The organism is Sinomicrobium soli, from assembly GCF_003285545.1.
Classification (GTDB): domain Bacteria; phylum Bacteroidota; class Bacteroidia; order Flavobacteriales; family Flavobacteriaceae; genus Sinomicrobium.
Genome location: NZ_QLNV01000009.1, coordinates 109,702 through 124,035, shown reverse-complemented (window position 1 = coordinate 124,035; position 14,334 = coordinate 109,702). Strand labels below are relative to the sequence as shown.

The following is a 14,334-nucleotide window of genomic DNA, read 5'->3' as shown; positions in this document are numbered from 1 at the left end:
CATCCGTATCGACAGGACAGCCAAAAAACGGGAGGAGGCCACCTTTTTCAGAAGGTGGCCTCTTTTTTATTTGCTGAAAACCAGGAATTGCGGGTGTAAGACCGAAATTTTATCCCGGGTGGTTTCCATAAATTTCTTTATGGTCAGGGTAAAAGAACCGGAACGCTCCCGGTATCCGGTGTCACAACAGGTACATGATGCAGATGAAGACATAGCTATTTGTTTTTGAGGTTTGAATATTCCGGTTTCGGCCCCAGGGCGTTTACCGGTTAACATATTGTTCGACCGATCTGGGAATTTCAATACCCGGCGGAAGTAAAGGGTCACTGATGGGAGTTCCCGTAACTTCGGCCACCGGGATGACCCCGGCCCATAGCGGAAGTTGATGGTCTTCTTTATCGTCGATAACGCCTTCTGCACGTATTTTGGCAGAGGCCGTGTCTATGCTGATCTCCAGAACGAGTGTGGCACGGAGTTCCTTGTCGTTGGGTTGCCTGACGTGAGCCCAGTGATCCGGAACCATATGATTGATAATATACCGGAGCGCATGCATTTTTTCCGTGTCATCTTCTACGGCCCGGACACTCCCGAATATATTGACCGACCTGTAATTGGCCGAATGATGAAATGCCGAACGGGCCAGCACAAGCCCGTCGAGACGGGTAACCGACACACAGGCCTTTCCCGCTTCCAGCAGACAGGTCATCATCCGGTTTTTTAACGAACCGTGTATGTAAAGTTTGTCTCCGTCACGTCCGTAAGCCGTAGGGATAACAATAGCTTGCCCCTGCCAGGTATAGGCAATATGACACAAAAAGGTGTCGTCGAGGATGCCATGTATTTGCTCCTGGTCGTAAGCAGCCCTTTTCGGGCCACGGGTGACTTTGTTCAGATCGGAAATCCTGTAATCCGGCATAACATGTCTGTTTTTATGATTGTGGTTCTGTCTTTGCTTCTGCTTATTATTCTCTAAGGTTCCTGTAATTTTGATTTGTTTATTCAAAAGTAGTAGTTTTATGGAGTGTTTTAGTGGTCCGGTTTTAACATATAAAGTAGTCCGGTTATGATTCCTTATAAAACGATTATCCGATTAGATAAAAAGTCCTGCACTCCCATATATATTCAGTTATGCAACCAGCTGGTACAACTGATAAAGTGCGGGGTGCTGCCCCCTTCGTCCAAACTCCCGGGAACACGGTGGATGTCAGACACACTTCGTATTCATCGCAAAACGGTGATTGCAGCTTATGACGAACTGGTAACACAGGGATGGACCGAAGTCTCACCGGCCAGGGGAACATTTGTAAACAGTTTGCTTCCCATTGTGGAACAGCGTCCCATTCCCGGAGAAAAACGAACGGGGGAGGCCCTGAGAATACAGCAGGCTTCAGGGTTCCCCTTTGTACACCGCAGGCATCTGGACAACACCGATGCCAGCTTCCCGGAAGAAGGGATGATCGTGTTTGATGATGGTATACCGGACAGCCGTATTGCCCCGATCGAGGAGATAGCGAGGGAGTACAGGAATGTCGTGCGAAAGTCCTATAACCGGAAACACCTGTCTTATGGCTCGGTCTATGGCAACAGGGAACTTCGGGAAGCCCTGACCGATTACCTCAATGACACGAGAGGGCTGCATACCACTCCCGAAAACGTATTAATTACCAGGGGAAGCCAGATGGGGATATACTTATCGGCAAGGCTGCTCCTCGGGCAAGGGGGCACCGTGGTGGTAGGGGAGACCAATTACAGGTCGGCCAATAAGGTATTTATAGAGTCAGGAGGAAAACTGGAGCGTATCAGGGTGGACGAATGCGGTATAGTCACCGACGATGTGGAGCAGATATGCCGCAGCAGAAAGATCAGTGCCGTATATGTCACCTCCCATCATCATCATCCTACTACGGTAACACTTTCTGCAAACCGGAGAATGCACCTGCTGGAACTGTCTAAAAAATACCATTTTGCCATTGTCGAAGATGATTACGATTATGATTTCCACTACAGCAATGCTCCTATTCTGCCCCTGGCCAGCAGTGATAGTGGGGGAAATGTAATTTATATAGGTGCTTTATGCAAGATTGTAGCTCCGGCCATACGTGTGGGGTATATGGTAGCGCCCCGTGATTTTACAGATGAAGCTTCGCGGTTGCGAAGGGTAATCGACAGGCAGGGCGACCCGTTACTGGAACTTACGCTTGCCCATATGATCCGCGACGGAGAGATACAGCGGCACAGTAAGAAAGCCCTGAAAATATATCACGAACGCCGGAATCTTTTTTGTTCGCTGCTCCGGCAAAAACTGCATCGTTACTTTGATTTTCAGGTTCCCGAAGGCGGCATGGCCGTATGGGTACGGTTGCGTGGTAATTATTCGTGGAATAAAATAAAGGAAGAGGCTTTGAAAAACGGTCTGCAGATCGGGGGTTCCTGCGGAGATGAAAACGATCCCATCGAACCTCCTTATCCCGGTACACGCATGGGGTTTGCTTCACTCAATACGGATGAGATCCGGGAAGCTCTTGCCCGCCTGGAAAAAACCATGGAGCATATCGGAAAGTTATCTTAAAACAGGAAAAGGCTGCCTTCTATTGAAAACAGCCTCTCCCTGTTATTTTTTAACACCAGGTCAGTGATTGAGTTCCTCTTCACCTTCCTGGAGAGGTACGGTTTGCGGCACATAATCCTGCCCGGCAATAACGTATTCCCCGTTTTCCTTGGTTTTGCTATAGTCATATGCCCACCGGTGTACTTCCGGTATTTCCCCCGGCCAGTTACCGTGTATGTGCTCCACGGGGGTAGTCCATTCCAGCGTATTGGATTTCCAGGGGTTACGGGGAGCTTTTTCTCCGTAAAACATACTGTAAAAGAAATTGTACAGGAATACCACCTGGACCGCCCCGGCAATAAGGGCAAATACCGTCATGACCACATTGATGTCCATCAGGTCGTCAAAAATCGGGAAATTGGTATTGGTGTAATACCGTCTCGGCAATCCGGCCATCCCTACAAAGTGCATGGGGAAGAAGATTCCGTAGGCACAGACTGCGGTGACCCAGAAGTGTACATATCCCAGGTTCTTGTTCAGCATTCTTCCGAACATTTTCGGGAACCAGTGATATACCCCGGCAAGGAAACCGTAAATGGCCGATATCCCCATTACCAGGTGGAAGTGTGCCACCACAAAATAGGTGTCGTGAACGTTGATGTCCAGCGTACTGTCGCCGAGGATGATCCCGGTAAGCCCCCCGGTGATGAAGGTAGATACCAGTCCTATCGAAAACAGCATGGCGGGGTTCATCTGCAGATTCCCCTTCCACAGGGTAGTGATATAGTTAAATGCTTTTACCGCCGAAGGTATCGCGATCAGAAGTGTCGTAAAGGTAAATACCGATCCCAGGAACGGGTTCATTCCGGAGACAAACATATGGTGCCCCCAAACGATGGTAGACAGGAAGGCAATAGCCAGGATAGAGGCTACCATCGCACGATAACCGAAAATAGGCTTACGTGCATTGGTCGCTATGATCTCCGAGGTAATCCCCAGCGCAGGCAGTAATACGATATACACTTCGGGGTGCCCGAGGAACCAGAAAAGGTGTTCGAACAACACGGGAGACCCGCCGTGATAATGCAATACTTCTCCCTGGATAAAGATATCGGAAAGGAAAAAGGATGTACCGAAACTCCGGTCGAAAATCAGCAGCAATGCAGCAGACAGCAATACGGGGAAAGAAACCACCCCGATAACAGCCGTGATAAACAGGGCCCATATAGTAAGGGGCAGCCTGGTCATGGACATACCCTTTGTTCTCAGATTAAGTACCGTAACAATGTAGTTCAGCGACCCGAGCAGGGAAGACGCGATAAAGACCGCCATAGATATGAGCCACAACGTCATTCCGAGACCGGAACCACCCTGCGCCTGTGGCAGGGCACTCAGGGGAGGATAAATGGTCCATCCCGCAGCAGCAGGACCTGCTTCCACAAATATGGAGCTCACCATAATAACACAGGAAAGGAAAAACAGCCAGTAAGAGACCATGTTCATAAAGCCCGATGCCATATCCCTCGCCCCGATCTGCAACGGGATCAGCAGGTTACTGAACGTACCGCTCAACCCGGCAGTGAGTACGAAAAACACCATGATGGTACCGTGAATGGTTACTAGGGCAAGATAGATATTCGGGTCCATTACCCCTTCCGGCGCCCATTTTCCGAGAAGCACCTCGAAAATGGCAAAAGATTCTCCCGGCCATGCCAGTTGCATCCGGAATAACAACGACATCATAATACCGATTATCCCCATAAATATCCCCGTAACGAGGTACTGTTTGGAGATCATCTTGTGATCATAACTGAATACGTACTTGGAAATAAAGGTCTCTTTATGATGATGTCCGTGATCCTGCGCGTGGTCGTCCGCCTGTGCTGTTGCTATTGCTGACATAATCTTGTTGCTAATCGTTATCGTTACTGTTACTTTCTAAAACTAAATGACTTTTCGTGTACTACCTCTCGGTTCCGGCTACGGTTTCCGAAAAAGTCTTCTGTTCCTTCATCCATGCATTGAACTCCTCCTCTGTTTCCACCACAATCTTCATCTGCATATTGTAGTGCGAAGTTCCGCAAATTTTATTACATACTAAAAGATAATCGAATTCCCAGTCGTCCAGGTCTTCTCCTTTGGCCCTTCTTTCCGCCCTGAGCTCGTTGATGTGCTCTACCTTGTCCTGAATACCGGGCTTCTCCCGCATTTCTGCCGTAGTTATGGTAGGCGTAAAGGAAAACTGGGTGATCATGCCGGGCACACAGTTCATCTGCGCCCTGAAATGAGGCATATAGGCCGAATGCAATACATCCTGCGAACGCATCTTGAACACTACCTTCCTGTTTACGGGCAGGTGAATTTCGGTGGTAGACACCACATCGTCCATCCCGTTGGGATCGGAAGAATCGATCCCCAGTATATTCTGTCCGTCATAGTCATTCAGGAAACGGACATTGGCATCTCCCAGCACATTGTCTTCCCCGGCATATCTCGCTTTCCAGTTGAACTGCTGGGCATATAATTCTATAACAATAGGATCGTCGTCCTCGTTTATATCCATAATTGTCGTCCAGGTATACAACCCGTACAGGATAAGCCCGGCGAGGGTGATAACGGGAATTATGGTCCAGATAAATTCGAGTTTATCGTTATCTGCATAAAACAGTGCCTTCCTGCCCTTTTTCCCGTGATACTTGAATGCAAAGTAATGGAGTAATGTTTGCGTAATAAGCTGTACGGTAAAAATAAGTGCCATCGATATGGCCATCAGGGTATCGTAGTCCTTACCGTGTTCGGAGGCAGCCTCCGGCAACAGCACCCTGCTCCATTTCCACAGGCTGAAGATAGTAAGTATATACAGGAACCCCAGGAAAGCAAACATGAGGTACCCGTTGAGCTTATTGTCCTTATCATTGGCCACCTGGGCATTTTCTATTCCGATCTGTGAAAACTCAAATATCTTCGTCATTTGCCAAACAGCTATGGCAATGAGTATAAGTACAATTATGGTTAATAAAGCAGTCATTTTACTATCTCCTGTTTACTTGATTTCTCTTTACTTATTAATAATGGAAGTGTCGGCTCTCTTCTATATAAGGGTTGCGTTTCGGTACCAGCGGGGCCTTTGTAAGCGCCGTAAATACCACGTAGATAAACAACCCGAGGAAGAAAAGCACCCCTCCTATTTCGGCAACTCCTATAAACCACTGGTCTCCTACGGTTGCCGGCATGATCATGTTATAGATATCCAGATAGTGACCTGCGAGTATGACTATTCCGGTCATCACCACAAACCAGTTCAGACGTTTGTAATCACTGTTCATAAGCACCAGCAGCGGGAACACAAAGTTCAGCACTACCATACCAAAGAACGGTAACTTGTAATCTTCGATCCTCGTGATAAAATAAGTAACCTCTTCAGGAATATTGGAATACCATATCAGCATGAACTGTGAAAACCAGAGATAGGTCCAGAAAATACTGATCCCGAACATAAATTTGGCAAGGTCGTGAATATGGCTGTTATTCACTTCCTCGAGATATCCCCTGGACTTGAGGTAGATGGTAGTAAGTGCTATCACCGTAATTCCGGAGACAAACATACTTGCAAACACATACCATCCGAACAGCGTACTGTACCAGTGCGGGTCTACACTCATGATCCAGTCCCACGACATCATGGATTCGGATACCAGGAAAAACACCAGGAACCCGGCAGACATTTTGAAAAGTTTCTTAAAATTACTATCGTCGCCGGCAGTGTCCTGAGCGATGGAGAACTTTCTCGAAAAGTGGCGATATGCTACCCATCCCGCGATATACACCGCGGCTCTTACCAGGAAGAAGGGCACGTTGAGATATCCCGCCTTTCCCTGTATAAGCTCATCATGGGCTACCACTTCGGAATCCATCCATATAAAGAGATGGTTCATATGCACACCGGAAAGGGCCAGGATGACAAATACCAGTACGGCACCGGGCAGCAGGTAAGCCGTAATTCCTTCCATAACCCTGAACAGAATCGGAGACCACCCTGCCTGGGACACTCTCTGAATGGCGTAAAAGGCCAGTACTCCCAGCGGGATCATCATAAAAAAGAAAGCCGCCACATACAGTGCCGCCCAGGGCTTGTTCTGTAACTGATGCAACAGATGTTCATCGTGCGAAGCATCGTGGTGTTCTTCATGTGCCTGTGCGGCTTCCCCGTGGGCATCACCGTGACCGTGATGGGCGTCTGCCACCATGGCTTTTGCTTCTTCTACCGTAGCAGGAGCAGCCAGAAAGCCGTATCCCAGACCGAGAACACCTACAATCATTAGAACAAATGCAGACAGCCTTAATTTGTTTGAAAACGTGTACATATCCTGAAAATTCTCTTTATTGTAAATTCTGTTTCGTATATCCCCAGTCCCGAACCCGGCCTTGCCTGTTTTATCCGCCGGTACTGCCGTATACCTGATTGTTTTATTTGGTCAGATCCTTTCTGAGCTGCTCCACATACATAACCACTTCCCAACGCTCCTTTTCATTGAGCTGCACCGCATAAGACCCCATGGAGTTCAGGCCGTAATAGATCACGTGATAGATACTTCCTTCGGTAATCTCACGGTCTGCATAGCTGGGAATCCCGAGAAACTTTTCACGCTCTACCAGCGGTCCCTGTCCGTCACCCTTATCACCATGACAGATGGCACAGTATATGTCGTAAAGCTCCTTTCCGTTGCCCACATACTTCTCATAGGAAGCAGAATCGGCAGCGAGAGGGTTCTTCAGTTCTGCCATGGCCAGATCCTTTCCTTCGGTAGTATTCTCGTACTCGTATGGCATCCAGCCCCTGTTTATCGTGTGTTCTGCCGGCAATTGAGCCTCCACACCATTTTTAAAGGCCTCCGACTCCTGATAAGGCTCATAAGCTACCGACTCATACATATTGGGCATAAACTGATAGTTCCGGCTGGACTTGTCGAAACAAGAGGTCATGATCGCAGCCACACCAAGTGCTATTCCTATTTTTACAAAGCTCTTCATTGAAACAATATTTACGTTGTGGGTTCCAGGCCGGCCGGTATTGTGCTTTCAAGACAATCCCATACCGCCTGTTTCCCTGCTAATGCTTTTCTGAAACTTTAACTTCAACTGCTCCGGTATCCTTCAAAAAGGCAGACAGTTCTTCTTCATTTCCGCTCACGGCCACTTCCATCAGGAAATGATCGTCGGTAGTTCTCACATCGGGGTTCTCCGCCGCTTTAAAAGGCCAGAGCTTACTCCTCAGGTAAAAGGTGATCACCATAAGGTGGGCCGCAAAAAACACGGTCAGTTCGAACATGATCGGCACAAAGGAAGGCATATTGTCCAGAAAGCTGAAACTCGGTTTTCCCCCTATATTCTGGGGCCAGTCTTCGATCATGATATAGTTCATCATTGCTATGGCAACGGCCAGACCAATACATCCGTATATAAACGATGCTATCGCTATACGTGTGGGGGCAAGCCCCATCGCCTTATCGAGACCGTGAACGGGAAATGGCGTATATATTTCCTCTATGTGATGATGTGCGGCCTTTACCTTCTTTACTGCTCCCAGCAGTACGTCATCATCGGTATAAATTGCCTGAATTACTTTATTGCTCATGATCGCCGTCTCTTAGTTTTTTATAATTTTCAGCAGATGATTTCATGATGGTCTTCACTTCGGCCTGTGCAATGACAGGGAATGTTCTCGAATAGAGCAGGAAGAGCACAAAGAAAAAGCCTATGGTCCCTACGAAAATCCCTATATCCACAAAAGTCGGGGAGAACATGGTCCAGGAAGAGGGAAGGTAATCCCTGTGAAGCGATGTCACGATAATCACGAAACGCTCAAACCACATTCCTATGTTTACCACTATCGAAATAATAAAGGAGAACATGATACTGGTTCGCAGTTTCTTGAACCACATGAACTGGGGAGAGAACACATTACAGCTCATCATCATCCAGTAGGCCCAGGCATAAGGTCCGGTAGCCCTGTTCAGGAATGCATACTGCTCGTATTCCACTCCCGAATACCACGCGATAAACAATTCGGTGATATAGGCACACCCTACTATAGAACCGGTGATCATGATCACAATGTTCATGAGTTCTATATGCTGCAGGGTAATATAATCTTCAAGACTTACCACTTTTCTCATAATGATAAGCAGCGTATTTACCATTGCAAACCCGGAGAATACCGCTCCCGCAACAAAGTAGGGAGGGAAGATAGTGGTGTGCCATCCCGGGATTACCGAGGTAGCAAAGTCGAACGATACGATGGTGTGTACCGAAAGTACCAGGGGTGTGGCCAGCCCGGCAAGCACAAGGGATACCTCTTCAAAACGCTGCCAGTCTTTTGCCCGGCCGCTCCATCCGAAACTGAGCAGGCTGTATATCTTTTTCTGGAAAGGCTTTACGGCCCTGTCCCTGATCATCGCAAAGTCGGGCAGCAGTCCGGTCCACCAGAACACCAGTGATACCGACAGGTAGGTAGAGATCGCAAATACGTCCCACAGCAGCGGGGAGTTAAAATTCACCCAGAGCGATCCGAACTGGTTGGGTATGGGTACCACCCAGTATCCGAGCCAGGGGCGCCCCATGTGGATCAGCGGGAACAGTCCCGCCTGCACCACGGAAAAAATGGTCATGGCCTCTGCCGAACGGTTGATGGCCATTCTCCATTTCTGGCGGAATAACAACAGTACCGCAGAAATGAGTGTTCCCGCGTGCCCGATACCTACCCACCAGACGAAGTTGGTAATATCCCAGGCCCATCCTACGGTCTTGTTAAGCCCCCAGGTGCCGATCCCGGTAGAAATGGTATAAATTATACATCCCAGTCCCCAGAGAAAGGCTACCAGGGCGATAGAGAAAACAATCCACCACTGCTTGTTTGCCCTGCCCTCAACAGGCCTGGCAACATCAACCGAAACATCGTGATAACTTTTATCTCCGAGTACCAGGGGTTTACGTATAGGTGCTTCGTAATGCGACGCCATTTTACTATTTTAATTTTATTACTCTTTTACTTACTGTTACCGTGTTCCTCCTGCCCCGTACAGATAGGCCGGGGAGAGGCGTACACCTGTTCCTTATGCTTCTCCCGTATTCCTTACCTTAACCTGGTAGAATACATTGGGCTTGGTCCCTACATGCTCCAGGAGATGATACATCCTGTCACCGTTTTTCAGGGCCACTACGGCATCTTCCTCATTATTCACATCCCCGAATACCATGGCTCCGCTTCCGCAGGCCGCAGAACAAGCAGTCTGGAATTCATCCTTACGCACCTCTCTGCCTTCCCTCTTGGCATCCAGTATGGTTTTCTGGGTCATCTGGATACAAAGAGAACATTTCTCCATAACCCCTCTCGAACGCACTACTACATCAGGATTGAGAACCATCCTTCCGAGGTCATCGTTCATGTGATAGTCAAACTCGTCGTTATTGTTGTACAGGAACCAGTTAAAGCGCCTTACCTTATACGGACAGTTGTTTGCACAGTAGCGGGTACCCACACATCGGTTATAGGCCATGTGATTCTGTCCCTGACGACCGTGAGAGGTCGCCGCTACAGGACAGACCGTTTCACAGGGTGCATGGCTACAGTGCTGGCACATCACCGGCTGGAATGCTACCTGCGGGTTCTCCGCGGCCAGTTCCATTTTTCCGAAAGTGGTCAGGGAATCTCCCAGTCCGGAGATACCGTCTTTCACCTCGTTATCACCCTCAAAGCTATCCTGTGACGAATAATAACGGTCGATGCGAAGCCAGTGCATGTCTCTCGACTTTCTCACTTCCTCCTTACCGACCACCGGTACGTTGTTCTCCGCATGACAGGCAATAACACAGGCCCCGCAGCCCGTACAGGCATTCAGGTCTATAGACAGGTTGAAGTGATGCCCTATCGAAGTGTCAAAATCATCCCAGAGATCGGCGCTCACCGCTTCTATCTCCTGGTGATTGAGCGACACTTTAGGAGTTACATTCCACTCCGCGGCATCTTTGGTATTAAATATCTCGAGCGTGGTCTCCTTGACGATATCACCACGTCCCATCAGTGTATTGTGCAGCTGTACACAGGCAAATTCGTGCTCTCCGGAAACCTTTTCGATCGTTACCGGCTGTACTGCATTGAAATCATCATATAATGTGTAGGCATTGACCCCTACCTGCATTTCGGGTTTCAGGCCTTCTCTCTTACCATATCCGAAAGAAAGTCCGACAGAACCCCTCGCTTGTCCCGGCTGGATCAGTACAGGTACTTTTTCGAGAGTAACACCATTCACGGTGATACTGGCATAACTACCGTTAAGCCCCCCATTGGCCACATGCCTGTTGCTGAGCCCCAAAGTCTCGGCATCGGCCCTGGATATCGTAATGTAATTGTCCCAGGACACTCTGGTTATGGGATCGGGAAACTCCTGCAGCCAGGGATTATTGGCCTGCTGCCCGTCTCCCATTCCGGTTTTCGGGTACAGCGTAAGCTCAAAATCACTTCCCGATGCGGAAGCCAGGCGCCGTACGGCACTGTTTATATCGACAGGGGCAGCCGCAGCAGGAGCACTTTCTTCTTCCTCTTCGGCAGTCACCTCTTCTCCCTCAGACGGAGTTTCGGTTTCGGCGACTGCTGCGCCCGCAACAGAAGACACAAACACACCGTCGTGAAGTGCTTTGTTCCAGGATTGTCCTCCGAGAACTGCCGTTTCCCAATACGCCTTTATATAATCGTAATACGTTTTATCCTCTCCCATCCATTTCAGCAGGGCGTCCTGTAGCTGCCGCGTATCAAAAAGCGGGCGGATAGCCGGCTGGGTAAGGCTGTAATATCCCTGCTTCATTTCCACATCTCCCCAGGATTCCAGGTAATGCGGTGCAGCCGCAACATATTGAGAAGCCAGTGCTGTTTCGTCTTCCTTCATGGAGAAGGCTACGGATAAGCCCACATTCTTCAGGCCTTCCTCAAATCCCGAAGCGTCAGGCAAGGTATAAAGCGGGTTTACACCACTTGTGATAAGTGCCCCGACCTTTCCGGATTTCATATCTTCTATCAGGCGGGCTACTTTCGCGGTATCTCCCTGGCGCAGTAACCTGGGCGCCCTGACATCAGACACCACACTCCCCAGTAATTCGTTGATGCGCAATACCAGTGTCTGGGCATCCACATCGTCTATACCCGTAACCACCACGGCATTTCTGCCGGCCTTTTTAAGCTGCGCCGCGGCTCCTTTCAGGGCCTCATCAGCCGGTCCGGGAAGATCCCCGGAAACGGAAGTACCGGTAAGATACCCGTATAATTTGGCCAAAGCTACTTTTTGCTGTGAAGGCTTAAGAGGCACCCTTTTATCGGCATTTGCGCCTGAAAGTGACATATTGGCCTCAAACTGTATATGCCGTGACATTTTTCCGTTCGACGGTATTCTTTTTGCGGCATACCCGGTATCGAAACCTCCACCGTGCCAGTCGCCCAGGAAATCCGCAGCAAAAGACACAATTACATCAGCCTTCGAAAAGTCGTAATCCGGCAGGGCCCTTTTACCGTACTTCCCGGCAAAAGCCTCAAGAGCTGCATTTTCTGCAATAGCGTCGTACTGAACGTGCTTTACATTACCGAATTTCCCGGCAAACTCAGCTACCAGCCTGTTGGTGGAAGGACTGGCATAGGTCTGTGTCAGCAACACGATCTGTTTGCCGCTGGCCTTAACCGCATTTAATCCGGCCACCACTTTTTCGTCCAGGTCTTCCCACGTCATATATTCTCTTCCCGATTTCGGTCCCTGTATCCTCATCCGGTCGTAAAGGGACAGTACGGAAGCATTCACCCTGGCATTCGGACAACCGATAAACGAGGCATCACTGTTGGCCTCTATCTTTATCGGGCGCCCCTCACGTGTTTTTACCAGCACACTGGCAAAATCGAAACCATCGGCGATGGTGGTAGCATAATAGTTCGCTACCCCGGGACGTATCTGCTCCGGCTGTACCACATAAGGTATCGCCTTTTTCACAGGACCTTCACAGGCAGCAAGCGTAGCGGCAGCGGTACTGAAGCCCACGTATTTGAGAAAATCCCTTCGCGAAGTAGAAGAACTCTGGAGATTCTCCTTATCTCCCAAAAATTCATCTACGGGGATCTCCTCAACAAACTCATTCTGTTTAAGTGTCTCTACAACGGAATTGTTTTCATCCAGCTCCTCGACACTCTTCCAGTATTTTTTGTTTGACGCCATGTCTTATATAAAATTAGCTCTTTTTAATAATGGAGGCGCAGTATGCTGCGCCCGTGTTTTATGATTAATAGTGACACTTACCGCACTCCAAAGCTCCCATTTGTGCAGCCGTAAGTTTTTCCACTCCGTATTTTTTAGACAACTCTTCGTGTATCTTTTCGTAATACTCGTTACCTTCCATACGCACATCGGTAGTCCTGTGACAGTCCACACACCATCCCATGGTAAGGGGAGAGAACTGCCGCACCACTTCCATTTCCTCTATGGGGCCGTGGCACTCCTGGCAGGCCAGCCCTGCTACGGTAACGTGCTGGGAGTGGTTGAAGTAAACAAAATCGGGAAGGTTGTGTATCTTCACCCATCTTACGGGCTTGGTCTCGCCGGTATACGCCTGGTTTTCCACATCCCAGCCTACGGCTTCGTATAATTTCTGGATCTCTCCGTCGTAAAACTCCTTGCTGTGTTCTGCGGTAGCCGTTTCCGGGGCAACCTCCATAATATTTTTATGACAGTTCATACACACATTCAGCGAGGGTACTCCCGAAGTCCTGGAAACCCTGGCAGAGGAATGGCAGTACTTACAGTCTATCTCATTGTCGCCGGCGTGTATGCGGTGTGAGAAGTGTATGGGCTGTACGGGCTCATATCCCTGGTCTACCCCCACCTGCATCATGTAACCGTATACGAAATAGGCCGATACCAGCAGCAGTACGATCACCGAAACAAATACCAGGAACTGGTTCTTTACAAAAGCCTTCCACAGTGGCAGTCTACCTTCCTTGTCTTCGGGCAATTCGATACCTTTGGCTTCGGCAATACGCCTCAGGGCCTTGTTTACGAGTATCAGCATAATGACCAGCATACCAAAAACAAGGATCAGCGCCACGAGCACCACTTCATTGGGAATACCCGAAGGCTCTGCGGCCACGGCCTGCCCTGCTCCCCCGGTCTGCGCAGCGGCAGAAGCGGGCGGATTTTCGGTATAGGCCAGAATATCATCTATGTCCTGTTCTGACAATTGCGGAAAGGTGTTCATGGCGGCACCGTTGTACTCCTCGAAAATGGCTATCGCATCCGGGTCTCCGGATTTCCTGAGTGCTACGTTATTCTTGATCCATTTGTGCAACCACTCCCTGTCACGCTCCTTCGTAACACCGGCGAGAGCCGGCCCCGTCATCCTCTGATCTAATTTATGACAGGCAGCACAATTGGAATTAAACAACTGCTTCCCCCGGTCCGGGTCACCTTCTTGTCCAAAAAGAGTTGTGGAAAACGCCAGCAGAATTGCCAGACTAATACTTAGAATTCTTGAAACAGAATTGCGGTGTATCACCTCTTTCATATCCATATTATGTGTTATCTCACCTTTATTTTGCTTGATTTTTTCGTCGGAGAACAACAAAAAAACACAGGCTCTTAAAATCCGTGCACAAAAATACAATATACTCTCCATTTAGGGAATGACGACCCTGTGTTAATAAACAATTTATATCAATTCTAAATAAATTTTAACAGGGTGATTTCGAGCGAATAAAT

General features: G+C 48.8%; 11 protein-coding genes. 1 reads left to right on the top strand and 10 read right to left on the bottom strand.

What is annotated here, in order from left to right; all coding sequences use genetic code 11:
• Positions 1-66 precede the first annotated feature (66 nt).
• Positions 67-213 carry a hypothetical protein gene (locus tag DN748_RS19120; RefSeq protein ID WP_161554563.1) on the bottom strand — a complete coding sequence of 49 codons (147 nt, stop codon included), beginning with the start codon at positions 211-213 and terminating at the stop codon, positions 67-69.
• A gap of 49 nt (positions 214-262) precedes the next feature.
• A complete protein-coding gene (locus tag DN748_RS13145) occupies positions 263-916 on the bottom strand; it encodes a pyridoxamine 5'-phosphate oxidase family protein (protein ID WP_112372286.1) in 654 nt (217 codons plus the stop codon).
• Positions 917-1,063: 147 nt separating this feature from the next.
• On the opposite strand from DN748_RS13145, the gene DN748_RS13140 reads away from it, so the two are divergent.
• Positions 1,064-2,569 (top strand): aminotransferase-like domain-containing protein, encoded by a 1,506-nt coding sequence (locus DN748_RS13140; protein WP_112372285.1) that lies wholly within the window; start codon positions 1,064-1,066, stop codon positions 2,567-2,569.
• 60 nt (positions 2,570-2,629) lie between these two features.
• Here the strand turns inward: DN748_RS13140 and DN748_RS13135 are convergent, their stop codons facing one another.
• The 8 genes from DN748_RS13135 to DN748_RS13100 form a co-directional block, all read right to left on the bottom strand.
• Positions 2,630-4,450 carry a cytochrome c oxidase subunit I gene (locus DN748_RS13135; RefSeq protein WP_112372284.1) on the bottom strand — a complete coding sequence of 607 codons (1,821 nt, stop codon included), beginning with the start codon at positions 4,448-4,450 and terminating at the stop codon, positions 2,630-2,632.
• Between the two features lie 61 nt (positions 4,451-4,511).
• Positions 4,512-5,576 carry a cytochrome c oxidase subunit II gene (locus DN748_RS13130; RefSeq protein ID WP_112372283.1) on the bottom strand — a complete coding sequence of 355 codons (1,065 nt, stop codon included), beginning with the start codon at positions 5,574-5,576 and terminating at the stop codon, positions 4,512-4,514.
• 37 nt (positions 5,577-5,613) lie between these two features.
• Entirely contained in the window at positions 5,614-6,912 is a 1,299-nt protein-coding gene (locus DN748_RS13125) for a quinol:cytochrome C oxidoreductase (RefSeq protein WP_112372282.1), read from the bottom strand.
• A gap of 103 nt (positions 6,913-7,015) precedes the next feature.
• Positions 7,016-7,579, bottom strand: coding sequence for a c-type cytochrome (locus tag DN748_RS13120; protein ID WP_112372281.1), 564 nt, complete (start codon positions 7,577-7,579; stop codon positions 7,016-7,018).
• 79 nt (positions 7,580-7,658) lie between these two features.
• Positions 7,659-8,183: a DUF3341 domain-containing protein gene (locus DN748_RS13115; protein ID WP_112372280.1), complete on the bottom strand. Its 525-nt coding sequence runs from the start codon at positions 8,181-8,183 to the stop codon at positions 7,659-7,661.
• Complete coding sequence (nrfD, locus tag DN748_RS13110) at positions 8,173-9,567, bottom strand: NrfD/PsrC family molybdoenzyme membrane anchor subunit (protein ID WP_112372279.1); 1,395 nt, start codon at positions 9,565-9,567, stop codon at positions 8,173-8,175. Before nrfD ends, DN748_RS13115 begins: the two co-directional genes overlap by 11 nt.
• 93 nt (positions 9,568-9,660) lie before the next feature.
• Positions 9,661-12,798 (bottom strand): TAT-variant-translocated molybdopterin oxidoreductase, encoded by a 3,138-nt coding sequence (locus DN748_RS13105; protein ID WP_112372278.1) that lies wholly within the window; start codon positions 12,796-12,798, stop codon positions 9,661-9,663.
• A gap of 64 nt (positions 12,799-12,862) precedes the next feature.
• Positions 12,863-14,140, bottom strand: coding sequence for a c-type cytochrome (locus DN748_RS13100; protein WP_112372325.1), 1,278 nt, complete (start codon positions 14,138-14,140; stop codon positions 12,863-12,865).
• Positions 14,141-14,334: the final 194 nt, after the last annotated feature.